The organism is Pseudorhodoplanes sp., from assembly GCF_035565855.1.
In the GTDB taxonomy this organism is placed as follows: Bacteria; Pseudomonadota; Alphaproteobacteria; order Rhizobiales; family Xanthobacteraceae; genus Pseudorhodoplanes.
On record NZ_DATMRX010000132.1, the window covers coordinates 1 to 24,520 of the forward strand.

The 24,520-nt window shown below is 63.6% G+C and carries 18 protein-coding genes, 2 tRNA genes and 1 pseudogene; 15 read left to right on the plus strand and 6 right to left on the minus strand.

The window, feature by feature from the left end:
• Nucleotides 1-228 precede the first annotated feature (228 nt).
• Both VN004_RS07380 and VN004_RS07385 read right to left on the minus strand, forming a co-directional pair.
• Nucleotides 229-303, minus strand: a tRNA-Asn gene (locus VN004_RS07380).
• 74 nt (nt 304-377) lie between these two features.
• Nucleotides 378-451, minus strand: a tRNA-Cys gene (locus VN004_RS07385).
• Between the two features lie 129 nt (nt 452-580).
• On the opposite strand from VN004_RS07385, the gene VN004_RS07390 reads away from it, so the two are divergent.
• The 3 genes and pseudogenes from VN004_RS07390 to VN004_RS07400 form a co-directional block, all read left to right on the plus strand.
• Entirely contained in the window at nt 581-1,231 is a 651-nt protein-coding gene (locus VN004_RS07390) for a protein-L-isoaspartate O-methyltransferase (protein ID WP_325608502.1), read from the plus strand.
• Between the two features lie 173 nt (nt 1,232-1,404).
• Nucleotides 1,405-2,868: a TolC family outer membrane protein gene (locus VN004_RS07395; protein ID WP_325608505.1), complete on the plus strand. Its 1,464-nt coding sequence runs from the start codon at nt 1,405-1,407 to the stop codon at nt 2,866-2,868.
• A gap of 490 nt (nt 2,869-3,358) precedes the next feature.
• Nucleotides 3,359-3,811: pseudogene (locus tag VN004_RS07400) on the plus strand (PopZ family protein); the annotation flags it as partial.
• Here the strand turns inward: VN004_RS07400 and VN004_RS07405 are convergent.
• Nucleotides 3,808-5,016 carry an MFS transporter gene (locus VN004_RS07405; protein WP_325608509.1) on the minus strand — a complete coding sequence of 403 codons (1,209 nt, stop codon included), beginning with the start codon at nt 5,014-5,016 and terminating at the stop codon, nt 3,808-3,810. The pseudogene VN004_RS07400 and the gene VN004_RS07405 overlap by 4 nt on opposite strands.
• A 108-nt stretch (nt 5,017-5,124) precedes the next feature.
• Between VN004_RS07405 and VN004_RS07410 the strand changes: the two genes are divergently transcribed.
• The 7 genes from VN004_RS07410 to VN004_RS07440 all read left to right on the plus strand — a co-directional run bounded on the left by VN004_RS07410 (nt 5,125) and on the right by VN004_RS07440 (nt 15,044).
• A complete protein-coding gene (locus VN004_RS07410) occupies nt 5,125-7,947 on the plus strand; it encodes a valine--tRNA ligase (protein WP_325608511.1) in 2,823 nt (940 codons plus the stop codon).
• 3 nt (nt 7,948-7,950) lie between these two features.
• Nucleotides 7,951-8,688: a DUF2459 domain-containing protein gene (locus tag VN004_RS07415; protein WP_325608513.1), complete on the plus strand. Its 738-nt coding sequence runs from the start codon at nt 7,951-7,953 to the stop codon at nt 8,686-8,688.
• On the plus strand, nt 8,685-9,389 hold the full coding sequence (locus tag VN004_RS07420) for an NAD(P)-dependent oxidoreductase (protein ID WP_325608515.1): 705 nt from the start codon (nt 8,685-8,687) through the stop codon (nt 9,387-9,389). Before VN004_RS07415 ends, VN004_RS07420 begins: the two co-directional genes overlap by 4 nt.
• Nucleotides 9,386-10,339, plus strand: coding sequence for a YncE family protein (locus VN004_RS07425; protein ID WP_325608517.1), 954 nt, complete (start codon nt 9,386-9,388; stop codon nt 10,337-10,339). The genes VN004_RS07420 and VN004_RS07425 overlap by 4 nt, the downstream gene beginning before the upstream one ends.
• Before the next feature lie 150 nt (nt 10,340-10,489).
• Nucleotides 10,490-11,107: a hypothetical protein gene (locus tag VN004_RS07430; RefSeq protein WP_325608519.1), complete on the plus strand. Its 618-nt coding sequence runs from the start codon at nt 10,490-10,492 to the stop codon at nt 11,105-11,107.
• Nucleotides 11,108-11,257: 150 nt separating this feature from the next.
• Nucleotides 11,258-12,904: a peptide chain release factor 3 gene (locus tag VN004_RS07435; protein WP_325608521.1), complete on the plus strand. Its 1,647-nt coding sequence runs from the start codon at nt 11,258-11,260 to the stop codon at nt 12,902-12,904.
• Between the two features lie 247 nt (nt 12,905-13,151).
• The gene (locus tag VN004_RS07440; RefSeq protein WP_325608523.1) at nt 13,152-15,044 is read left to right on the plus strand and encodes an LTA synthase family protein; all 1,893 of its coding nucleotides are present in this window, start codon (nt 13,152-13,154) and stop codon (nt 15,042-15,044) included.
• Here VN004_RS07440 and VN004_RS07445 read toward each other — a convergent pair whose 3' ends face one another.
• Nucleotides 15,045-15,620, minus strand: a complete 576-nt coding sequence (locus VN004_RS07445; protein WP_325608525.1) for a DNA-3-methyladenine glycosylase — start codon at nt 15,618-15,620, stop codon at nt 15,045-15,047. It abuts the gene before it with no gap.
• Nucleotides 15,621-15,741: 121 nt separating this feature from the next.
• Between VN004_RS07445 and VN004_RS07450 the strand changes: the two genes are divergently transcribed.
• Entirely contained in the window at nt 15,742-15,948 is a 207-nt protein-coding gene (locus tag VN004_RS07450; protein WP_325608527.1) for a hypothetical protein, read from the plus strand.
• A gap of 5 nt (nt 15,949-15,953) precedes the next feature.
• On the opposite strand, the gene VN004_RS07455 is transcribed toward VN004_RS07450, so the two are convergent.
• Entirely contained in the window at nt 15,954-16,325 is a 372-nt protein-coding gene (locus tag VN004_RS07455) for a hypothetical protein (protein WP_325608529.1), read from the minus strand.
• A gap of 288 nt (nt 16,326-16,613) precedes the next feature.
• Here VN004_RS07455 and ilvD point away from each other — a divergent pair, with 288 nt between their 5' ends.
• Together ilvD and VN004_RS07465 are read left to right on the plus strand one after the other, a co-directional pair.
• A complete protein-coding gene (gene ilvD / locus VN004_RS07460; RefSeq protein WP_325608531.1) occupies nt 16,614-18,338 on the plus strand; it encodes a dihydroxy-acid dehydratase in 1,725 nt (574 codons plus the stop codon).
• Entirely contained in the window at nt 18,331-19,128 is a 798-nt protein-coding gene (locus tag VN004_RS07465; protein WP_414710241.1) for a tetratricopeptide repeat protein, read from the plus strand. The genes ilvD and VN004_RS07465 overlap by 8 nt, the downstream gene beginning before the upstream one ends.
• Nucleotides 19,129-19,138: 10 nt before the next feature.
• Here the strand turns inward: VN004_RS07465 and xth are convergent, their stop codons facing one another.
• Complete coding sequence (gene xth / locus VN004_RS07470; RefSeq protein ID WP_325608535.1) at nt 19,139-19,930, minus strand: exodeoxyribonuclease III; 792 nt, start codon at nt 19,928-19,930, stop codon at nt 19,139-19,141.
• Nucleotides 19,931-20,144: 214 nt separating this feature from the next.
• On the opposite strand from xth, the gene VN004_RS07475 reads away from it, so the two are divergent.
• Both VN004_RS07475 and VN004_RS07480 read left to right on the plus strand, forming a co-directional pair.
• Entirely contained in the window at nt 20,145-21,317 is a 1,173-nt protein-coding gene (locus tag VN004_RS07475) for an efflux RND transporter periplasmic adaptor subunit (RefSeq protein ID WP_325608537.1), read from the plus strand.
• Nucleotide 21,318: 1 nt separating this feature from the next.
• A complete protein-coding gene (locus VN004_RS07480; RefSeq protein WP_325608539.1) occupies nt 21,319-24,459 on the plus strand; it encodes an efflux RND transporter permease subunit in 3,141 nt (1,046 codons plus the stop codon).
• Nucleotides 24,460-24,520: the final 61 nt, after the last annotated feature.

A 24,520-nucleotide genomic window follows, 5' to 3' on the forward strand; every position in this document is an offset into this window, starting at 1 on the left:
AAGTCCGATTCTGGACGAACCGCGTAACGGCGCCGCCAGGTCACGGGCCCGCTCTGTCACGGGCGGGCCTCAAACGACAATCCGTCACCGACTCGACTGTCCGGGCGACCCTGCGACTCAAATTTTTATAAGGGGAAGTCCGCCCGTAGGGTCCCCACGCGGACGCGCTGACCGCGCAAAATGAAAATGCCCCGAAGGGGGCATCACACGAAGCGATTGAATTTAGTTTGGCTCCCCGGGCCGGATTCGAACCAGCGACCAACCGGTTAACAGCCGGTTGCTCTACCACTGAGCTACCGGGGAACGCCGCGCGGCTATAACAAAGCCTCGCTCGATTGCAAGCCTTTAGACAATCCGGATCCATTCCGGAAAGGAAGTGGAGGCGACGACCGGAATTGAACCGGTGTAAACGGTTTTGCAGACCGCTGCGTAACCACTCCGCCACGTCGCCGCTCGCCGTGTGGTCATATAGGACTGCCGGCACACGGGCAACACAGAGTCCGCCCCGCATGGCAACATGCGATCTTGCGTTTTCCGATGTGCTGCCGCAGAAGCGTCACGCCTCTGTCCGGACGAAACCATGGCCGATTACGCGATTCAGCGCCGCATGATGGTGGACGGTCAAATCCGTACCGCCGATGTCACCGACCGATCCATTCTGCAAGCCATGCTGGAGCTCCCGCGGGAGCGCTTCCTGCCGCCCGAGCAGGCCCAGCTGGCCTATCTCGACCTTGACCTTCCGGTAGAACGGGGCGGACGGCGCCTGCTGCGACCGATGGTCCTGGCGAAGATGCTGCAGGCTCTCGAAGTGTCGGCCGAGGACACGGTTCTGGATGTCGGATGCGCCGGCGGGTACGCCGCGGCCGTTCTGGCCAGCCTGGGCAAGGCGGTGTTCGCCCTGGAGGAGGAGCCGCGCCTCGCAGCGCACGCCAAGGGTGCTCTCGCTGACCTGCCGAACGTCAAGGTTGTCGAGGGGAAGCTCACCGACGGTTATGCGGCCCAGGCGCCGTATGACGCAATCCTCCTGGAGGGGGCGACCGAACAGGAACCGGAGGCGCTTTGCCGCCAGCTCGCCGACCGGGGCAGGCTGGTCTGCATCAGCGGCGACGGGCCGGCGGCCAAGGTCGTTGTTCTCCGCCGCGACGGCGAGGACGTCACCCCGCGAGTCGTTTTCGACGCCGCCGGTACGGTCTTGCCGGGCTTTGCGAAGCCCCGGGCCTTCTCGTTCTGACCCGATTTGGGGCACGTGTATCCCGAAATACTCAGTTTGCGCATTCTTTCGTTGAGAAGAGCGCGCGGGGCTTCAAACCCCTTGCCGGACCGCTATAAGTTAACGAGCCGTAAAGTGCCCGGGGGCGCCGCAAGGGGCTTCGTGCGGGGGCTTGGGGTTATGTGGGGGAAGTAATGTCACTGGCGCGTGCTGGATCGTTGTTGCTGGCCGCTGCGCTCGTGACGGTCTGGACTGCGAGCTATGCTGCTGACCGTCGAGTTGCTGGCGCGGGCGTCCGTACGGGCGGCGGGGCAGGCGGCGCGACGACCCTCGAACAAGCGCTGGTGCAGGCCTACCAGAACAATCCGCAGATCAACGCGCAGCGGGCACTGCTCCGCGCGACCGACGAAGCCGTTCCGCAAGCGCTGTCCGGTTATCGGCCGCGGGTCAGCGGCAGCTACAGCAATGGCGTCACCTGGACCGACACCCGGACCGAGGCCGCGGTTCCGACGCTGAATACGCCATCGTCCCGCCGGGGTCGCGAGTCGACCCGCTTTAATCCAGCAAGTGTCGGCGCACAGCTGCAACAGACGTTGTTCAACGGCTTCCAGACCGCGAACCGGACCCGTCAGGCGGAAGCGCAGGTGTTCGCCGCGCGTGAGACCCTGCGTGTCATCGAGCAGACGGTCCTGCTCGACGCCGCGACGGTCTACATGAACGTGCTGCGGGATACCGCGGTGCTCGAATTGCAGCGGCGAAACGTCGAGGTGATCCAGGAGCAGCTGCGTCAGACTCGCGACCGCTTCAATGTCGGCGAAGTCACGCGCACCGACGTCGCGCAGGCCGAATCGCGGGTGGCGGCGGCGCAGTCGCAATTCCTCACCGCGCAAGCGAATCTGACGACGTCCCGCGCCGCCTATCGCAGGGTCATCGGCGTCGATCCGGGTCGCCTTGCCAATGGGACGCCGGTCGACCGCTTCGTTCCGAATTCGCTCGACCTCGCGGTCGCGCAGGGCCAGTCGGAGAATCCGTCGGTCCAGGCCGCCGAATACGGCGTCGACGTTGCGCAGCTGCAGGTCAGGGTCAATGAAGGCTCGCTGTATCCGGTGGTGACGCTCACCGGCAACGTTCAGCAGGCCTGGCACACCTCCGACTCGGTGCAGACCCAGATGTCTGCGAGTGTGGTTGGGCAGGTCACGGTCCCGATCTATCAGGGCGGTGCGGAATACTCGCTGATCCGCCAGGCCAAGGAAACCGTCGGGCAGCGTCGGCTCGAACTTGCGATCAACCGCGACCAGGCCAGGGCCAATGTGGTCCAGTCATGGGGCCAACTCGACGCCGCGAAGGCGCAGATCGACGCGACCCGTTCGCAGGTGACCGCCGCCGAAATCGCGCTCAACGGCGTGCGCGAGGAAGCGCGCGTCGGCCAGCGCACGACCCTCGATGTCCTGAACGCCACGCAAGAGCTTCTGAATGCGCGCGTTGCCTTGGTGACGGCTCAGCGCGACCGTGTCGTCGCGTCATATACCTTGCTGTCCGCAGTCGGCCGGCTGTCCGTGCCGGTCCTCGGCCTGCAGGTCCCGCTCTACGACCCGATGATCCATTACCAGCAGGTGCGTGATGCCTGGATCGGCATCCGCACACCGGACGGCCGGTAACCCCTAACCCCTCAACGTCTTCGACGGCGACACCGCGCTGCGCGTCTGCGCAGGACGCCACGGTTTGATTCGTTCCCACGGCCCGCGCGTCCTTCGACAGGGCGGCGAAGAGGGCGCGCGACACTCCCCCGACTCACAAAAACAGGCGATAGTTGCGTTGTTGATTCGCATTTGAGCAACGCAAGGACACTCCGGCGCGCCTGACTGGGCAGGCGCGCAGCGATTCTCAGCGACGAAACGAGGCGCAATGAATCAAGCGGCAAAATCGCACGAACCGTCGATGGAGGAGATCCTCGCGTCAATCCGCAGAATAATTGCCGATGACGACGCGAAGGCGCCTCCGCCGCCATCCAACCCGGAACCTGCCGCAGTGGCGACGGTCGCACCGATGCCCGTGCTACCGCCATCGCCGACGGATTTCCTGCGCGAGGTTCCGCCGGCGCCACCGCGGCCAGCCGCTGCGCCCGAACCGGCACGAGAGCCCGCGCCTGATGTTCTCGAATTGACCGAGGACATGCGCGCGCCCGAGCCGCCCCCGGTGCTGAGTTTCACGACCGTCGATGCGCAGCCCGACGTGATTTTCTCGGAGAGCGTCGAGCAGGAAGGCGAAACGGTTTCGGTTGAAGTGCCGGAGCCGGAGCCCGACGTGCTGGCCGTCGCCGAGGAGGAGCCTGCCGCAGACCCGCTGGAAGAGGCGCGCCAGACGCTGGCGCAGCAGATGGAATACGATCAGCCTCTGCTCTCCCGCTCCGCGACCGCGGCCGTCGACAGCGCGTTCGCCTCACTGACCCATACCGTGCTCACTCAGAACGCCCGAACGCTGGACGATCTCGTCAAGGACATGCTGCGCCCGATGTTGAAGGCATGGCTTGATGACAATCTGCCCAGTCTGGTCGAGCGGTTGGTGCGCGCCGAGATCGAGCGGGTGTCGCGCGGGCGCTAGTCCGTCTGTGCGGCGGCCTGCCGGCGCCTTGCCAGGCCGCGCGCGAAAATGACGCAGAGCAGCGGAAACCCGACCGCGGAGATCAGGAAAATCGGGACCGCGCCGTAGCGGTCCACGATCAGCGCCGCCAGAGCGACGCCTGCCGTGATCCCCATGTAAAGAGCCGACGAGAAGATCGCGAGCGCGGTCGCGCGCGCCTGCGGTGCCATCTGTGTGGCGTTGGTCTGCAGGGTGTTGTGGACCATGTAGAAGCCAAGTCCGATCAACGTGGTCGCCAGTGGCGCGAACCACCAGACCGGCTGAAAGGACAGGATCAGGAAGCCGGCTGAAACGAGGCTCCCGCCCGTCATGACGAGTCCGATCTGGCCCAGCCGATTGACCAGCCGCTTGACTGAAAAGGTATAGATCAGCCCGCCGGCGGCGAAGAACCCGACCACCACCCCGACCATCGTGAAACTGAGATCGAAGCGCAGATGCAGGTCGGCGCCAATGAATGACAGCACGGCGTAGAGCAGGGCGGCTTCGAAGAACACACTGATGGTGAGGAAGCGCGCCCAGCGCGAACTCAGCACGATCCTGTATTCGGCGATCAGGCCGCCTTTGCGATGCGCACGCGCGCTCGAGGCCCGGGTTGCCGGATTGAAGACGAGTTCAGCCACCAGAGCTGCGGCGGCGAGCGCGAAAATTCCACCGAGGATGAAAAACACGTTGCGCCATCCGAACAGATCGCCAAGCACGCCGCCTGCGACCTGACCGAACAGAAGCCCGGAAATCTGCCCGGTGAGATAGCGCCCCAACACCGGCTGACGTTGATCATAGGGCACGACGTCGCCGATAAAGGCCATGGCCAGCGGAATGACGCAGCCAGCGGCAAGGCCGCACAGCAGCCGGTAGAAGACGAGACTGCCGAGAGACGTCGCAATTCCGCACAGCATCGTCGCAACCGCCGCGATCGCGCTGAGCATCGCCACCGCGTAATATTTGCCGAGCCGGTCACCGATTTCGCCGCCGAACAATTGCACGGTGCCGTGCGCCAGTCCGTAAGCGGTCACCACGATCGATGCTGCCCCGACCGTGACGGCAAGGTCGGCCGCGATCTGCGGCAAGAGCGAATCCGACACCCGCACCATGGCCTGGCTGGCGAAGCCGGCAAGTGACAGCAGAAAAATCGCCCGGCTCGGACTGGCAGTGACGGGATTGGTCACGATTTTATCGTTTCCGTGCGGCATGGTTGAGCCGCGCGATTGTTGACAGTTCGTATGCGGCGGGCTTTGTAGCCCGCGCCTGCAAGCCGCAGAAACCCCGATTTCCAGATGATCGACAAGACCTATCAGCCGTCCGACGTGGAGCCGCGCATTTCGCAGGCTTGGGAAAATGCCCTGGCGTTCCAGGCCGGCCGGCCCGACCGCGCCGACGCGAAGCCCTATTGTATCGTCATCCCGCCGCCGAACGTGACCGGCTCATTGCATATGGGCCATGCGCTCAACAACACCTTGCAGGACATCCTGTGCCGGTTCGAGCGCATGCGCGGTCGCGACGTGCTCTGGCAGGTCGGCACCGACCATGCGGGTATTGCGACCCAGATGGTGGTCGAGCGGCAATTGATGGAGCGTCAGCAGCCTGATCGCCGCACGATGGGCCGCGAGAAGTTCCTTGAGCGCGTCTGGGAATGGAAGGCCGAATCGGGCGGCACCATCATCAATCAGCTCAAACGGCTCGGGGCGTCCTGCGACTGGTCGCGCGAACGCTTCACGATGGATGAGGGCCTGTCCAAGGCCGTGCTCAAGGTTTTCGTTGAGCTCTATCGCGCCGGCCTGATCTACAAGGACAAGCGGCTGGTCAACTGGGACCCAAAGCTCCTCACCGCGATTTCGGACCTCGAAGTGCAGCAGGTCGAGGTGAAGGGCAACCTCTGGCACCTCAAATACCCGATCGAGGGCCTGCCGGGCGAATTCATCATCGTTGCGACCACGCGTCCGGAGACGATGCTGGGCGACACCGCGGTCGCGGTGCATCCCGAGAACGAGAAGCTCAGGCATCTGATCGGGCGCAATGCGATCCTGCCGCTGGTCGGACGCCGCATCCCGATCGTCGGCGACGATTATGCCGATCCCGAGAAAGGCACAGGCGCGGTGAAGATCACGCCTGCGCACGACTTCAACGATTTCGAGGTCGGCAAGCGGCACGACTTGCCGATGGTCAATATCCTCGACATCGAGGGGAAGCTGAACCTCAAGGACAATGAGGATTTCCTCGCGGGCCTCGAGCCCTCCGCCGATCTCGAGGACACGCTTGCGATGCACGGCATGGATCGCTTTGCGGCGCGCAAGGTCATCGTCCAGCGCATGGAAGAGAAGGGCCTCCTCGACAAGATCGAGCCGAACACGCACATGGTGCCGCATGGCGATCGCTCGAACGTCGTGATCGAGCCATTCCTGACCGATCAATGGTATGTCGACGCCAAGACCTTGGCGCAGGAAGCGATCGCCGCGGTGCGCGAGGACCGCACCACCTTCGTGCCGAAGAACTGGGAAAAAACCTACTACGAGTGGATGGAGAACATCCAGCCGTGGTGCGTGTCACGTCAGCTCTGGTGGGGCCATCAGATCCCGGCCTGGTATGGCGCCGACGGCAAGGTCTATGTCGCCGAGACCGAAGACGAGGCGCTCGCCGACGCGCTCGCCTACGACACGATGAACGGAAACATCACCGAAGCCGAAGCCGAGGCGATCGCGCAGGATCCGGCGCGCCGCGCGACTTACCTCACGCGCGACGAGGATGTGCTCGACACCTGGTTTTCATCGGCGCTCTGGCCGTTCTCGACGCTCGGCTGGCCGGAGGAGACCAAGGAGCTGAAGCGCTATTACCCGACCAACGTGCTGGTCACCGGCTTCGACATCATCTTCTTCTGGGTGGCGCGCATGATGATGATGGGGCTGTACTTCATGAAGGAAGTGCCGTTCCACACTGTCTATATCCACGCCCTCGTCCGCGACGAGAAGGGCGCCAAGATGTCGAAGTCGAAGGGCAACGTGATGGACCCGCTCGACCTGATCGACAAATACGGCGCCGACGCGCTCCGTTTCACGCTCGCGGCGATGGCGGCGCAGGGCCGCGACATCAAGCTGTCGACGCAGCGGGTCGAAGGTTACCGCAACTTCACCACCAAGCTCTGGAATGCGGCGCGCTTCGCCGAGATGAATGGCTGCGTCACCGTTCCGGACTTCGATCCGCGGCAGGCAAAGCAGGTGCTCAATCGCTGGATTGCGCACGAGACCGCAAAGGCCGCGCGCGAGATCACGGCGGCGCTCGAAGCCTACAAGTTCAACGAGGCGGCCGCCGCGGCCTACAGATTCGTCTGGAATATCTATTGCGACTGGTATCTGGAATTGGCGAAGCCGGTTCTGACCGGCCCGGACGGCGCGGCCAAGACCGAGACGCGCGCCATGGTTGCCTGGGCGCGCGACGAGATCGTCAAGCTCCTGCATCCCTTCATGCCGTTCGTGACCGAAGAATTGTGGTGGGTCACGGGACCGGTGTCGGTCGAGCCGGAGCGGATGTCCGGCAGCGAAGTCCAGCTCGCACGCAATGGTGACGAGCGGCCCGACATGCTGGCATTGACACCTTGGCCTTCACATACCGGACTGGACGATGCCGAGGCGGAGGCCGAGATCGGCTGGGTGGTCGATCTCATCTCGACGGTGCGCTCGGTCCGCGCCGAGATGAATATCCCGCCGGCCACAATGATGCCGCTCGTGCTTGTCAATGTTTCCGAAGAGACGCAGGCGCGTGCAGAACGCTGGCTGGAATTCGTCAAGCGGCTGGCGCGCGTCTCCGAACTCATGTTCATGAAATCGGTGCCGGAGGGGGCCGTGCAGCTTCTGGTGCGGGGCGAGATCGCGGCGCTTCCCCTCAAGGGCGTCATCGACATCAACGTCGAACGCGCGCGCCTCGAGAAAGAATTGAGCAAGGCTGAGTCGGACATCGCGCGGGTCGATCAGAAACTCAACAATCCGAAATTCGTCGCCAATGCCGCCGAGGAAGTGGTGGAGGGCGAGAAGGAGAAACGCGAGGAAGCCGAAAGCCGCCGCGCCAAGATCCTGGAGGCGCTGGAAAGGCTCAAAGGCGCGGCTTGATCGATGCGCCGACTGTTCCGCGGCATCGGCTACGGTCTGTCGGCAATCGCTCTCGCAATTCTTGTACTCGCCGGCGCCACGGCGCGCCCGTCCAATCCGGACTTGTGGCCGCCGAAGCCGGGCGAGCCGGCGACTGAGATTTTCGTCGTCAGCCATGGCTATCATTCGGGCATCGCGCTTTCGACCGGTCAGGTGGCGGCGGTGGTAAGGAAGAACGGCGATCTCGCGCTGAGCCTGCTCGCGGAACGGTTCGGCGGCTATCCCTTCATTGAAATCGGGTGGGGCGAGCAGGATTTCTATGCGTCGGTGCCGACCGTCGGCGACCTGCAGTTTGGACTCGCGGCGCGGGCGCTGTTTCGGCCGGACAACAAATCCGTTCTCCATGTCGTCGGATTGCCGGACACCCCGCGTGCGGTGTTCCGGTCGTCGGATATCGTGCGCGTCGATGTCAGTGAGGCGGGCTATGCGCGGATGCTGTCGGCGCTCAACGCCACGTTTGCGCTGAGCGACGGGGCCAAAGGCCATCTTCAGGTGCTGGGCCGCGGCCTTTACGGTCCGAGCCTGTTCTTCCGCGCCGATCGCGCCTTTCACATGTTCAATGTCTGCAATCATTTTGTCGCCGACATGCTGTCGGCCGCGGGCCTGCCGGTGACGCCGGTTCTTGATACGGTGCCGCCGGGACTTTTGCTCGATCTGAAATTGCGGGCGGGCCTCGCGCGCATGCCGGAGGTGCAACCTTGAAAATCTTTCTCGCCGGCGCGACCGGAGTCGTTGGGCGCCGCCTTGCCGTGCTGTTGCGAAAGGCGGGCCATGAGGTCGCCGGTACGACGCGGTCGGAAAGCAAACTTGCGGCGCTCCGAGCGATCGGGGTCGTCCCGGTGCTGGTCGATGCGTATGACGCGCAACGGCTGAAGCTTGCGGTCCACACCGCGCATCCGGACGCGATCATTCACCAGCTGACCGATCTGCCCCAGACCATCGACCCGGCCGCCTTGCCCGCGGCACTCGAAGCCAATGCGCGCCTGCGCATCGAGGGGACACGCAATCTGATCGATGCTGCTCTGACCAATGGCGTGCGGCGCGTGATCGCGCAGAGCATCGCGTTTGCCTATGCGCCGGGCGAGGGGCCCTTGACCGAAGATCATCCGATCAACCCGGCGCAGAAGGGCGTGATCGCGCTGGAAGACGCCGTGCTGCGCACCGAGGGGATCGACGGCATCGTGCTGCGTTACGGACGCTTCTATGGTCCCGGCACCTGGACCGAGACGCCGCAGGGCGCCGCGCCCTTGCATGTCGAGGCCGCAGCGCAGGCGGCGCTCCTGGCGCTGACCCGCGGCAAGACTGGAATCTACAATCTCGCCGAAGACGATGGTGCGGTTTCGAGCGAAAAGGCCAAGCGCGAGCTTGGCTTCGATGCGTCGTTCAGAATGAGCGGGCAATGATCGATCCCAACAACCGCCCCGGCGGTCCGCGTCTTGTCGTCACCTGCAAGACAGCGAACAAGGTCCAATTCTTCGATGCCGAAACGCTCGAAAAGACCGGCGAGATCGACATGCCGGCGTCGACGCACGAAATGGTGCTGTCGGCGGATGGCCGCCAGGTTTTTGCCTCGGTTTATGGCGGCGGGATCTTCGGCAGGAATGCCAATCCGGACCGCCGCATTGCGCTGATCGATCTTGAACGACGGACGCTCGCGCGGATGATCGATGTCGGCGCCGATGTCGCCCCGCATGGCGTCATGCTGGATCGGGACGGCACGCTGTGGTCCACGGCCGAGCTTGGCAACGCGGTGCTGGCCATCGATCCTGTCAGCGGCGACCTGCGCAGCGTCGATACCGGCAAGGCGGCGCACTGGCTCGCCGTCAGCCATGAAGCGGACAAGGTCTTCGCCTCCTGCAAGACATCGGACTTCGTTGCTGTCATCGATCGAAGGAAGCGGACGATGACAGGGCGTCTGCCGATCCCGGACCTCGCCGAAGGGCTTTGCGTCAGCCCGGACGGACGCAGTCTCTTCGTCTGCGCGCATCGCTCGCCGACGCTCTATGTCTTCGACGCTATCGCGGAAACCCTGCGCAAGACGGTCGCCATCGCAGGCGGCGAGGGGAAGCCGAACCAGCTCAAGCGCGTCCGCGTGTCGCCCGACGGGCATTTTGTCTGTGTGTCGTCACTGCTCGACAATCATGTCGCAATCTTCGATGCGGCGTCGATGACCCAGATTGCGTCGATCGCAACGCCCAAGGGGCCGATGGGATTTGGCTTTGCGCAGGACGGCCGCCACGCCTTCCTGTGCTGTCACGACGATGCGGTGGTGCTGGAATTCGATCTGTCAAGCGGAGAGATCACGCGACAGTTCCAGACCGCATCGGGATGCGAATACGTCATCGCCTATTGATGACGGGCGCTAACCCGCGAGATCGATGGTCGTCCTGACGCATCGCCGTTCGACCGCGCAGTTGATGACATCGTGGTCTTTCGATTAACTGGTGTGCATCGTTTTGATTCGTCGCGCGTTGCCCGTCTTCCGATGTGATACAGAGCAGCCATGGCAAATTCGTCCTCTACACCTGCCGCTTCTTCCCATACGGCAGTGCTCGCCGGAGCTTCGGACGATGCCGGTTATGAGGGCTTTCGCAGCTTCATTCAGACCTTGCGAAGCCGGATCGGACCGTCACAGATCGTGCCGTTCGCCGGCGCGTTGCTGTTTGCCGTTGGATGCACGCTCTGGGCGATTCAGGAAGGCGTATCCGTGCCGCTCGCGCTGATGGGCGGTTATTGCACGATCGTGGCCGGCGTCCTTTTGTGCGTGGCGCAGCTTGCGCTGACGAATTTGAATTCAACGCCCGCCGTTGCGCAGGCGCCGCGTAAGGTGAATTATGCGGCCTGGAAGCTCGTCAACAAGCTGAACGTCTCCAATGCGTCGCGCTTGTGGTGCGACATTGAGCCGGGCCATCCCTATACGCAGGAATCGGTCGCCTGGTCGGCGGCGATCCTGGACGCGATCAAGTCGGGCGCCTTGCCGATCAGCCCGAAGCCGCATGCCACGAAGGAAATGATCGCGCAGGAACGCGCCAATCCGGGCTGGAATACCGAGGTGACGCGCGAGGACCTGAAGGCTTGGGCGAAGGCCCACGGCCATTGCCCCGCCTTCCTGCAGGACTGATCTCGTCCGCAATGACCCGCCGGCCCTCTATCCAACGCAGGGGCGGCGCATAGAGCCTCGCTTCGACGCTCAACGTCGGACCTTGGCGCGCGGCCCTTTCACGGGCAACAAGCCGGTTGAATCCTCGCTTGCAGCCTGTACATAGCCGCCATGACCATGCCGCTCCGCGCCCCATCCGACGCCCCGCTTTCGCCGCTTGCCGCGGAAATCGAGCGGAGGCGCACCTTCGCGATCATCTCGCATCCGGACGCCGGCAAGACGACCCTGACCGAAAAGCTGCTGTTGTTCGGCGGCGCGATCCAGCTTGCCGGCCAGGTCAAGGCCAAGCGGAATCGAAAGACCACCCAATCCGACTGGATGGCGATCGAGAAGGAGCGCGGGATTTCCGTCGTGACGTCGGTGATGACGTTCGAATACGGCGCGCATGTCTTCAACCTGCTGGACACGCCCGGTCACGAAGACTTCTCGGAGGATACCTATCGCACGCTGACCGCCGTCGATTCCGCTGTCATGGTGATCGACGCCGCGAAGGGCATCGAGGCGCGCACCCGCAAGCTCTTCGAAGTCTGCCGGCTGCGCGACATTCCGATCCTCACCTTCATCAACAAGATGGATCGCGAGAGCCGCGATCCGTTCGAGATCCTCGACGAGATCGAGAAGACGCTGGCGCTCGATACTGCGCCGGTCAACTGGCCGGTGGGGCGCGGCCGCGATTTCACAGGCACGATCGAAGTCGAATCCGGCGGCGTCCGGCTCCTGGAGGGTGATGCCGGCAAGTCCGGCGCCATGCGGCAGATGAGCATCCGCGAGGTCGCAGCGCTCAACCCGAATCTTGATGCGTCTGCCATCGAGGGAGAGTTCGAGCTGGTCCGTGAAGCCTGCCGCGGCTTCGACCTGCAGGCTTTCCGCGAGGGCCATCTGTCGCCGGTCTTCTTCGGTTCGGCGCTGAAGAATTTCGGGGTTGGCGATCTTCTCGATGCACTCGGGCGCGTCGCGCCGCCGCCGCGCGACCAGAAGGCCGACCGGCGTGTCGTCGAGGCCGAAGAGCCGCGAATGTCGGCCTTTGTGTTCAAGATCCAGGCGAATATGGACCCGAACCACCGCGATCGCATCGCCTTCGCCCGGCTCTGCTCGGGCAAGCTGACGCGCGGCATGAAGGTCAAGCAGATCAGGACCGGCAAGCAGATCGCTCTGAACGCGCCGCAATTCTTCTTCGCCAAGGATCGTGCGCTTGCGGAGGAGGCCTATGCCGGGGACGTCGTCGGCATCCCGAACCACGGCTCGGTCCGCATCGGCGATACGCTGACCGAAGGCGAGGACATCAACTTCCTCGGGGTGCCGAGTTTCGCACCCGAAATCCTGCGCCGGGTGCGGTTGCCCGATGCGATGAAGGCAAAAAAGCTGAAGGAGGCCTTGCAGCAGCTCGCGGAGGAGGGGGTTGTGCAGGTTTTCCGGCCGCATGACGGTTCGCCGGCGCTGGTCGGCGTCGTCGGTCCGTTGCAGCTCGACGTGCTCCGCGTGCGGCTGATGGACGAATACGGCCTCGAAGTGAGCTGGGATCAGAGCGAGTTTACGCTCGCGCGCTGGATCGCGCCGGACGGGAAGGGCGATCCCAAGGAGGCAGCGAAAGCATTCGAGACCTTCGTGAAGAACAATTCGTCCAGCGTCGCGGACGATCTCGATGGCGACCCTGTCTTCCTCGCCCGCAACCAGTTCAATCTCGATTACACGCGCGAGCGTGCGCCGGGCATCGTCTTCACCGACATCAAGGACGTGAAACGGGCAGACGCGAACTGATGGCTGCGGTAATCGATCGGGTCCGCCGATCAGCCCGCGTTATGCAGGCAATCCCAGCTTTATGACCGCCTGAAGTCCGGGGCGATTTTCGAGCCCATCTTGCTGTCGGTCAAAATTGAACCGCAATTGGGGACGCTTGGATAGGTTCCATCGCGGGGGGTCGTGCATGCCAATGCGGGTGAGGAGGATCGGGCGCGCTCTGCGCGCCTGGGTGATACGGTTTTGGCCGTTTGTCGCGCTTTTTCTTGTGGCGCAGACGCTGCTGCGTTTGCTGCTCGCGATCATTGCTGGCACGAACTTCATCGACGGTCCATGGGACCTCGTGCGTCCGTTTGCGATCGGGTTTTTGTTCGATGTCTCTGTGCTTCTGGTCTTGCTGATACCAGGCACGCTGTACTGGACGCTTCTGCCGGCTCGGCTCCGTGGCGGACATTTCGATCGCGTGATGACCTTTTCGGGTTTCGTCTTTGCCGCGTTTCTGGTCGGCTTCGTGACGATAGGCGAGGTGCTGTTCTTCAATGAATTTGGTGCACGCTTCAATTTCATTGCGGTGGATTATCTTGTCTATACCCGCGAGGTGGTCGGCAATATCCGGGAATCCTACCCCGTCGTCTGGCTGCTCGCCGGACTTGGCGCCGCCGCTCTGATCCTCACGTTCGCGATGCGCAGATATCTCGACGTCGCCCCCGACGGGACGTCGTTCGGCGGGCGCGTCGCGATGCTGCTGCTTGTTGCCGGCGCCGCAATCGCGATCAACGATTCATCGACGTCGAAATGGACGGCGCTGTCGAGCAATAACTACGCCAACGAGATTTCGTCGAACGGCGTCTACACGCTGGTGCGCGCCTTTTTCAACAATGAGATCGACTATCGCCGCTTTTATGCGATCGACGACGACGCGCGGGTGAATGCGCGCATCCGCGAACTCGTCGCCGAGCCGGGCGTCCATTTCACGGGGGACGCGCCGGGAGACATCACGCGCGACATCGTTCAATCGGCGCCGGTGCGGGTGCACAGGAACGTGGTTCTGGTGACGATCGAGAGCCTGAGCGCGTCGTATATGAGCCGGTTCGGCAACCGGCTCGCGCTCACCCCGAATCTCGACGCGCTGGCGGACCGCTCCCTGTTCTTCACGCATATGCTTGCCACCGGCACGCGCACCGTGCGCGGACTCGAGGCCGTAACGCTGTCGGTGCCGCCGACACCGGGACAATCGATCCTGCGCCGGCCCGGCAATGCAAATCTGTTCTCGCTGGGCTCGGTGCTGCGGGACCACGGCTACAGCGCGACCTATCTCTACGGCGGCGACGGCTATTTCGACAACATGAACGCGTTCTTCACGGCCAACGGCTACCGCGTGATCGACCGGGCGCAGTTCAAAGCCGGCGAGGTTTCGTTCTCCAATGCATGGGGCGTGTGCGACGAGGATCTGTTCGCGCGCGCGCTGCGCGAAGCCGACGCGTCCCATGCGACCGGCCAGCCCTTCTTCCAGCATGTGATGACGGTGTCCAACCACAGACCGTACACATATCCCGCCGGCCGCATCGATCCGCCACACGGGAAACCGACGCCGGCGAACGACGTCGAGCGGACCCGCGAAGGCGGCGTGAAATACACCGACTATGCGATCGGACGGTTTCTGGAAGCGGCGCGCGACAAGCCATGGTTCGCAAACACCTTGTTTGTGTTCGTCGCCGATCACACAGCGTCCTCCGCCGGAAAGATCGAAGTCGATCCGGACGGCTATCACATCCCGGCAATCTTCTACGCACCCGGCTTCGTGTCACAGCGTCGCGTCGATCGGCTTGTCAGTCAGATTGACGTCGCGCCGACGATCCTCGGCCTGCTGGGCATGAGCTATCGCAGCCGTTTCGTCGGCGCCGATCAGTCAGGCGAGACAGGCCCCGCGCGCGCGTTCATTTCGAATTATCAGAAGGTCGGCCTGATCCGGGGAGACGACTTCGTACTCCTCGGCCCACACCGCGATGTGACGCAATGGCACAACGGTAAGCCTGCGTACGGCGCAGACGTCGACGCTGTCTTGGCGCACGACGTGATTGCCTATTATCAGCACGCATCGCATTGGCAGAAGCACTTCGCCGGTACGAGCTCGGTCATCCCCGGTGGGCCCGGCGATTGATTACGCCGGCTGGCGGAGCGGCTTGCTCAGATAGCGCGAGCCCTTCAGCACATAGCGCCAGGGCAGGTCGGCCGCCTTGGTGATGCCGATGCGTGGGCCCGAGGCGACCTCGACCGGTTCGGACCGGCTGCGCAATTCGAACGGAGCGCGATCAAGCGGCAATCCATTATGAGCGATGGTGATCGCCAGGGCCTCGCAGATTCGTCCTGGCCCTGCGCATAGCAGCCGCTCGTCATCCATACCGCGCCGCCGTCTCATCGCGGCAAGCCCCTGCGTCGGCTGGATGGCCCGGATCAGGACCGCGCTCGCGGAGCCCTTCGCCTCGCAAACGAAGTTCACGCACCAGTGAATGCCGTAGGAGCGGTAGACATAGGCAAAGCCGGGCGGTCCGAACATCACGGCGTTGCGCGGCGTCTCTCCCCGGTATGAATGCGCGGCCGGGTCGGTGTGGTGATAGGCCTCGACCTCGACAATGACCCCGCCGACGCCCTTGAAAAGGAACGACGCCCCGATCAGGTCGGGGGCGACCTCATGGACCGAGCGGTCGAAGAAGGAGCGGGTCAGTTTGTGCGGCACACAATCGTTTAACGCGACCGTAGCGGACAAGGCGAGGGTGACGATTCCGGGAACGTGATCGGCGCGTGTTGGAACGGCGCTGGCGATTCGTCGGTTGGCGGCTCAATCAAGGGAGGGTTTCATGACCCCGAAAAAACCAGACCGCCAGAGGGTATTTCCGGCCAGTGAGCCAGAGCGCGCCGCGATCCGCGCCTTGAAGAACTGGCTGCTCGCGACACCAGGTGAAGACCCGTTTGCCGACCAGATCGTGCGGCTGCGGATAGCCGACGCGATTGCCCGCTTTTCCAGCGCACTGGATCGGGTTGGTCCGAAGGTGAGCTTGCCGTAAGGGGCTCAATGCGCGGCGATGGCGCGCTCGAGTTCAACGATCAGGTCGAGCGCCCGCCACGGCCTTTCGATTTCCTTGGCCCGTTTGGGGCGCGCCATGTCCGGCCGGCCGGCAGGTTGGGTGGTCACGAGATACGTATGAGGCCAGCGGCTCTCGACTTCCCGCGCCAGTCCCCGCGAATCGGTGAGGTCCGCGAACATAAAGACAGCGTCGCCGCCGACTTTTTCCATCAGGCGCACGGCTTCATCGGCGGTGCCGCAGGCCATCACCCGCACGTCGGATTCCTCAAAGATCGTACCGAGGAGATGGCGCTGCTCGTCGTCACCTTCGACGACGACTGCAATCTTGCGCAAGGACGCACGGTCGGGCTGGCCCATCGCTCCGCTCCATTGCCACGGGTATCCATCGGCAACCGTGAGGGGACGTATAGGGTTCCAGGAAGCGTTGTCGTTTTCTGGGACATTGCAGGCAAGCAGGCGCCCTGCGAGTCGGTCGCTGGCCGAGCGGTTCCGTGGCTTCCCCGCCACACATGCGAGACATTTCGGTGTCAGTGCCCCGATGCCGCTATTTGGCCATAGGCCCCGCTCACAGGACACGGCAGAAATAGCGGCGTAACCGTTCTTTTGTTGCGCGTACGACGGGGCGGGGAGCCCGATCGAGTTCACATGGACGCCAAGACCAATCTCAAAGCAAAGTTGCCCAGCCGCCACGTCACCGAAGGGCCGGAGCGGGCGCCACACCGATCCTATCTTTACGCGATGGGCCTGACCACGGCCCAGATCCATCAGCCGCTGGTGGGGGTAGCGTCGTGCTGGAACGAAGCCGCGCCGTGCAACATCGCGTTGATGCGTCAGGCGCAGGCAGTCAAGAAAGGCGTCTCGGCCGCAGGCGGAACGCCGCGCGAATTCTGCACCATCACCGTTACCGACGGCATCGCCATGGGACATGGCGGCATGCGCGCGTCGCTGCCGTCGCGCGAGGTCATCGCGGACTCGGTCGAACTGACGATGCGCGGCCATGCCTATGACGCGCTGGTCGGCCTTGCCGGCTGCGACAAGTCCTTGCCCGGCATGATGATGGCCATGGTGCGCCTGAACGTGCCCTCGATCTTCCTGTACGGCGGATCGATCCTGCCGGGCACCTTCAAGGGCAGGCCGGTCACCGTCCAGGACGTGTTCGAGGCGGTCGGCAAGCATTCGGTCGGCGCGATGTCCGACGAGGATCTGGCGGGGCTTGAGCAGGTGGCCTGTCCGTCCGCCGGTGCGTGCGGCGCACAATTCACCGCCAACACCATGGCGATGGTCTCCGAGGCGATCGGCCTCGCGCTGCCGTACTCGGCCGGGGCTCCCGCGCCTTACGAAATCCGCGACTCCTTCTGCATGACGGCGGGGGAGAAGGTCTTGGACCTCCTTCTCGCCGGCATTCGCCCCCGCGATATCGTCACGCGAAAGTCATTGGAGAACGCCGCCGCTACGGTCGCGGCCTCCGGCGGTTCCACGAACGCGGCGCTGCACCTGCCGGCCATTGCCAATGAGGCAGGGATCGACTTCACGCTGTTCGACGTCGCCGATGTCTTCAAAAGGACACCTTATATCGCGGATTTGAAACCGGGCGGCCGTTATGTCGCCAAGGATTTGTTCGAAGCAGGCGGCATACCGCTCGTCATGAAGGCATTGCTCGACGGCGGTTATCTCCACGGCGACTGCATGACTGTGACCGGGCGTACCATTGCCGAGAATCTGAAGTCCGTGACCTGGAATCCGGATCAGGACGTGGTGCGCACGACCGCAAAGCCGCTGTCTCCGACCGGCGGCGTCGTCGGCCTCAAAGGCAATCTCGCCCCCGAAGGTGCGATCGTCAAAGTGGCCGGTATGCACAATCTGAAATTCACCGGCCCGGCGCGGTGTTTCGACGGCGAAGAAGCCTGCTTCGAAGCGGTCCGAAACCGCAAGTACAAGGAAGGCGAGGTTCTGGTCATCCGCTACGAGGGGCCGCGCGGCGGACCCGGGATGCGCGAGATGCTTTCGACCACGGCCGCGCTCTATGGACAGGGTATGGGCGACAAGGTCGCCTTGATCACCGACGGCCGCTTCTCCGGCGCGACCCGCGGCTTCTGCGTCGGGCATGTCGGACCGGAGGCCGCGGTCGGCGGACCGATCGCGCTTCTGCAGGACGGCGACATCATCGAACTCGATGCCGAGAACGGGACCCTGAATGTCAGGCTGAGCGACGAGGAGCTTGCCAGGCGCAAGTCCGCATGGACCCCGCGCGATAACGGTCACGGCTCCGGTTATCTCTGGAAATACGCCCAGCAGGTCGGCCCGGCCGTTTCTGGTGCGATCACCCATCCGGGCGCCAAGGCCGAGAAGATCAGCTATGCGGATGAATAGCCTCGCACAGCTCAGCTTCCTGACTTGCGCGCTGTGGCTCGCGCCGGCGCTGGCGTTCGACGGTACCCGCACGCCCGCCAACACCAAGCCCGAGGTGACCCCGATCGAGGCGCTGCGCTCGGGCGCGGCGCAACTGAAGGCCGGCCAGAACGACAAGGCGTTGATCTCGCTGCAATATGCCGCCGATCAGGGTCATGCCTTGGCGCAATGGAAGCTCGGCCGCATGTACGCCGCCGGTGACGGCGTGCCGCGCAACGAGCTGCGCGCCTTCCAGTATTTCAGCCGCATCGCCAATACCCATGCGGAGGATTCACCGCACCTGCCGCAGGCGCGTTTCGTCGCCAACGCGTTCGTGCAGCTCGGGCATTATTATCTCGACGGCATCCCCGACACCGAGGTGAAGGCCGATCCCGACCGCGCCCGCGAAATGTATGCTTATGCGGCATCCTATTTCGGAGACCCCGACGCGCAATATGCACTGGCCCGTATCCTGTTGGACGGCACGTCCGGGATCAAGGACACCAAGCAGGCTCTGCGCTGGCTTAACCTCGCGGCGAACAAGGGGCAGCCCCGAGCTCAGGCTCTGCTCGGCCATGTCATCTTCAAAGGCGACGTCGTTCCCCGTCAGGCCGCGCGCGGATTGATGTGGCTGACGCTCGCCCGTGATGCCGTCGGCGGCGAAAAATGGGTCGTGGACATGTACGACGCGGCCTTCAAGCAGGCCTCCGACAGCGAGCGCCAGATGGCGGTTCTCTATCTCGAGCGGTACATGAAAGGCCGCCGCGACTGACGCGCGGCGCTCAGTTCGCCTCTACAGCCAGATCGATCCAGACCGGCACGTGGTCGGACGGCTTTTCCCAATTGCGCACATGCTTGTCGATTCCGGCGGCTGACAGCCGATCGGCGGCGCGCGGCGACAGCAACAGGTGATCGATCCGGATGCCCCAGTTTTTCTGCCAGGCGCCGGCCTGATAATCCCAGAACGTATAGAGGCCGGGCGCGTCGCTCGCCGCGCGGATCGCGTCGGTCAGGCCGAGATGGATGAGGGCGCGGAATTTCTCCCGGGTCGGCGGCCGGAATAGGGCATCCTCCGTCCAGGCCGCCGGGTTATGGACATCCTCGGGGGCCGGGATCACGTTGTAATCGCCGGCCAGGACCAATTCCTCTTCGAGCTTAAGCCGCTCAGAGGCGTAATGATAAAGCCGGTCCATCCAGTTCATTTTATAGGGATATTTTTCGCTGCCGACCGGATTGCCATTGGGCAGATAGATGGAGGCGACCCGAACCGCTCCGGCAGGATGGGCAACGACCGCTTCGATGAAGCGGGCGTGGTCGTCGGACGGGTCGCCGGGCAGACCGATGGTGACGTCCTCCAGCGGGAAGCGGGACAGGATCGCGACCCCGTTGAAGGTCTTCTGTCCGTGCACGGCCAGATTGTAGCCGAGCCCCTCCAGTTCACCCCGCGGGAAGGCCTCGTCGGTGATTTTCGTCTCCTGGAGGCAGACGACGTCCGGCTGCCGCTCCATCAGCCATGCACACAAATTGTCCATCCGCTGCCGGATCGAATTGATGTTCCAGGTGGCGATACGCATAGGGCTCGATCAGGGGGTCCGATCAGGGGGGCAAAATGACGGCTTTCCCGCGGCATGAGGCAGGAGGTCCGGTGTTTACCGCATATCGCCGCTCCGGGTGTGGTTTTTGCATGAATATGATACGAAGTTTTCCGATTACTCACCCTGGCGGTGAGACCACGATGAACCTGAGGGCGCCGGACGCTATGCGGGTCGTCCAGGCTGGAAGTCTTTTATGAACGCACGGAAGTGGTCCGTCACGTTAGCTGCATTGGTTGCGGTCGGGGTGGCGGCTTACGCCATTCAACCCGGACTCTTTACGAGCCTGACCGGGTCGGTCGCTCGTTTGTGGAGCCCGGAGCCCGCAGCTGCCCAAAAGAAGGGACCGCCGCCGCGACAAATTCCTGTTGAGGCGGTCACAGCGGAGCTTCGCGATATGCCGGTTCGCCTCGAGGCGCTCGGCACGGTGACTCCGATCGCCAGCGTTGCAATCAAGGCGCGGCTCGAAAGCGTCATCACCGGCGTTCATTTCCGCGACGGCGCGATGGTGAATGCGGGGGATCTCCTGTTCACGCTGGACAGCCGCCAGCTCGAGGCCGAGATCAAGCGGGTCGAGGCGGTGATAGCCGGCGCAGTGGCGCAGCAGCAGCAGGCTGAGCGCGACGTCGAGCGCTACAACGAATTGGTCAAGAAGAATGCTGTCACCCAGGTGACGCTCAACAACGCCCAGACCCAGGTCAATATCGCGAGCGCGCTTGCGGCATCCAATCGGGCGACGCTCGATAATCTGAAAGTCCAGCTGTCCTGGACCTCGATCCGCGCGCCGATTTCCGGCCGCATCAGCGCCGCCAACGTCAAGGTCGGCAACTTCGTGCGGCCGGCCGACACCGCTCCCCTTGCGACCATCAATCAGATCAAGCCGGTCTATGTGACCTTCGGCCTGCCGCAAGGGCAGTTGCCTGACCTGCGCAAGGCCCTGGCGGCCGAGACGGCATCGGTCGACGCCCGCGCTCCGGGTGAAACCCGCGTGGCGCACGGCCAGGTGACGATGATCGAGAACAGCGTCGATCCGGGGACCGGAATGGTTCTGGTGCGCGCCACCATGGACAACAAGGACGAATTGCTGTGGCCTGGCACGCTGGTCAACACGCAGGTGACGCTGCGCGAAGAAAAGGCGGTAATTATCCCGTCGCCCGCCGTTCAGGTCGGGCAGGGCGGGAGCTTCGTCTTCGTGGTGGAAGACGGCGTTGCGAAAGTGCGGCCTGTGACCGTCGATCGCACCGTCGACATGCAGTCGGTCATCACCAAGGGACTGACGGGCGGCGAGACCGTGGTAGTGGACGGGCAGTTGCAACTGGTCGACGGAACGCGAGTGGTTGTGCGCGGCAAGGGGAAGCCTGGGGCCTGACATGAACCTTTCCGAAGCTTGTATCCGCCGACCCGTGATGACGACGCTGATTACGGCGTCGTTTATCGTTTTTGGTTTCTTCGCCTACAAGCTGCTGGCGGTTTCGGCCTTGCCGCGGGTGGACTTTCCGACCATCGAGATCACCGCCAACCTCGCCGGCGCCAGTCCGGAGACCATGGCCGCCTCGATCGCATCCCCGATTGAGCGGCAACTCTCGACGATCGCCGGCATCTCCTCGATGTCGTCGACGTCATCGCTTGGCATCTCCCGCATCACCATCCAGTTCGATCTCGACCGCAACATCGATGCCGCCGCGCTCGACGTGCAGACCGCATTGACCATCGCGCAGCGCCGGCTTCCGGTCGAAATGACGACCCCGCCAAGCTTCCGCAAGGTGAACCCGTCCGACTTCCCAGTCCTGTTCATCTCGGTGCGCTCGGGCACGCTTCCGCTCTCCAAGGTGCACGAATACGCCGATATCGTGCTTGCCCAGTCGATTTCGCAGCTCCAGGGCGTCGCGCAGGTGCTGGTCTATGGCGCGCAGAAATTCGCCGTGCGGGTGCAGGTCGATCCGGAAAAGGCGGCGGCGCGCGGGCTTTCGCTGGATGACATCCGTCAATCCGTGGCGAAGGTGAATTCGTCGGTCCCGGTCGGCACGCTGACCGGCCCGCAGCAGAACATCACGCTGCAGGCGCCCAAGCAGCTCGACAAAGCCGAGGATTACGCCAGCGTCGTTGTCGCCTGGCGCAACGGTGTGCCCGTGAAGCTCAATGAGGTCGCGACGGTCACCGAGAGCGTCGAAAACAACAAGGTCGCAAGCTGGTTCAACGGCGAGCGTTCGGTCGTGCTCGCGATCCAGCGCCAGCCTGACGCCAACACCGTCGCGGTCGTCGATGCCATCAAGGAGCGCCTGCCGGCTCTGCGCGCCGCGATCCCCGCCTCGGTCGATGTCGAAATGCTGATGGACCGCTCGCTGTCGGTGCGTCAGGCGGTGGCTGACGTGCAGGGCCACATGTTCGTTGCGCTGGTGCTGGTGCTGCTCGTCATCTTCCTGTTCCTGCGCAAGCTCACGGCGACCATCATTCCGGGCCTCGCGGTGCCGATTTCGATCATCGGCACATTCGCCGTGATGTACATGCTCAATTACTCGATCAACAACATGACGCTGCTGGCGTTGACGTTGTGCATCGGCTTCGTGGTCGACGATGCCATCGTCATGCTCGAGAACATCGTGCGTCATATCGAAGGCGGGATGCGTCCGTTCGAGGCCGCGCTGAAGGGCTCTCGGGAAATCGGCTTCACCATCATCTCGATCACGCTGTCGCTGATCGCGGTCTTCATCCCCGTGCTGTTGATGGGCGGGATCGTCGGCCGCGTGTTCCGCGAATTTGCGATGACGATCTCGATAGCGATCATCATCTCCGGTTTCGTGTCGCTGACGCTGACGCCGATGCTGTGCGCCCGCGTGCTCAAGGGCCACGATCCGCACGACCACGACAAGCAACCGTGGTTCCTGCTGCGCTGGTTCGAGGCGATGTTCAACAGCTGGCTGCGCGGTTACGAATGGTCGCTGGACAAGGCGATCAAATTCAAGCCGATCATGCTGATGATCACGATCGCCACCCTGGTCGGCACGATCTGGCTGTATTACGTGTATCCTAAAGGCCTGTTCCCCACCGAGGATACAGGCTTTCTGCTGGTGGTCAGCGAGGCGGCGACCGATACCTCCTTCGAAGCGATGGTGGGGCGGCAGGCGAAGATCGACGAGATTGTCCGGCGCGATCCGGCGGTCGATTACATCAACTCGACCGTGGGCGCGGGCGGTCCGAACACCACCGCCAATTACGCCCGCACGTTCGTTGTCCTGAAGCCGAAGAAGGAGCGCGACCCGATGCCGGTCGTGATCCGGCGGCTGATGCGCGCGACAGCCGATGTCCCCGGCGTGCGGCTGTTCCCGCGTCCGATCCAGAACATCAATATCGGCGGACGCATCTCCAAGAGCGAATACCAATACACGCTCCAGAGCGGCGACACCGAAAGCCTCTACAGGATCGCGCCGGAGCTTGAACGCCGCTTCTCGCAATTGCCCGAGCTGCGGGACGTCACGACGGATCTCTACATCAAGAACCCGCAGATGCTGGTCGATATCGACCGGGAGAAAGCAGCGGTCTACGGCATCACCGTCGACCAGATCCGGCAGGAATTATTCAACGCCTTCGGCTCGCGGCAGATCGCGACGATCTACACGCCGTCGAACGATTACCAGATCATCCTGGAGACGCTGCCCAAATTCCAGGAAGACCCGGCCTATCTGTCGAAGCTGAGGATCAAGACGGCGAGCGGACAGACCATTCCGATCGAGTCGGTCGCCAAGCTTGTCCCGACCGTGGGGCCTCTGCAGGTCAATCACCAGGGTCAACAGCCGTCGGTGACAATCTCCTACAACGTCGCGCCCGGATATTCGATCGGGCAGGCGAACGAGGCGATCAAGCGCGTCGAGAGCGAAGCGAATTTGCCGGCCACCATTGTGTCGAGCTGGCAAGGCGCGACGCAGGTCTTCGAGGACGTCAAGAAAGGCCAGGGGCTTCTGATCCTCGCCGCGGTCTTTGCCGCCTATGTCGTGCTCGGCATCCTGTATGAGAGCTTCATCCATCCGATCACCATCATTTCCGGCCTGCCGTCCGCGGGTGTCGGCGCCATCCTCACGCTGTGGCTGTTCGGCATGGATCTGTCGGTGATTGCGATTATCGGCATCATCATGCTGGTCGGCATCGTGAAGAAGAATGCGATCATGATGATCGACTTCGCGATCGACCGACGCCGCGTTGGGCTCACCGCGGAAGCCGCGATCCGCGAAGCGGCCTTGTTGCGCTTCCGCCCGATCATGATGACCACTTTTGCCGCGATCTTCGGCGCTCTGCCGATCGCGCTTGGCGCAGGTGCGGGCGCCGAGCTGCGCCAGCCGCTGGGCATCGCCGTGGTCGGCGGCCTGTGCGTGTCGCAGCTGCTGACGCTCTACATCACGCCGGTGATCTACATCTATCTCGACCGTTTCGACCGCATCCTGAAGCGGCGCCTCGAGCCGCAACTCGTCGAGGTGACGCCGGATGTGGAGCGGCCGCGCGCGGTGGCGGCGGAATAGGGACGAGCCCTCTGGCGGCATAGTTCTTGCTGGTTTTCCTCCGATCCATTCGGAGGAAAAC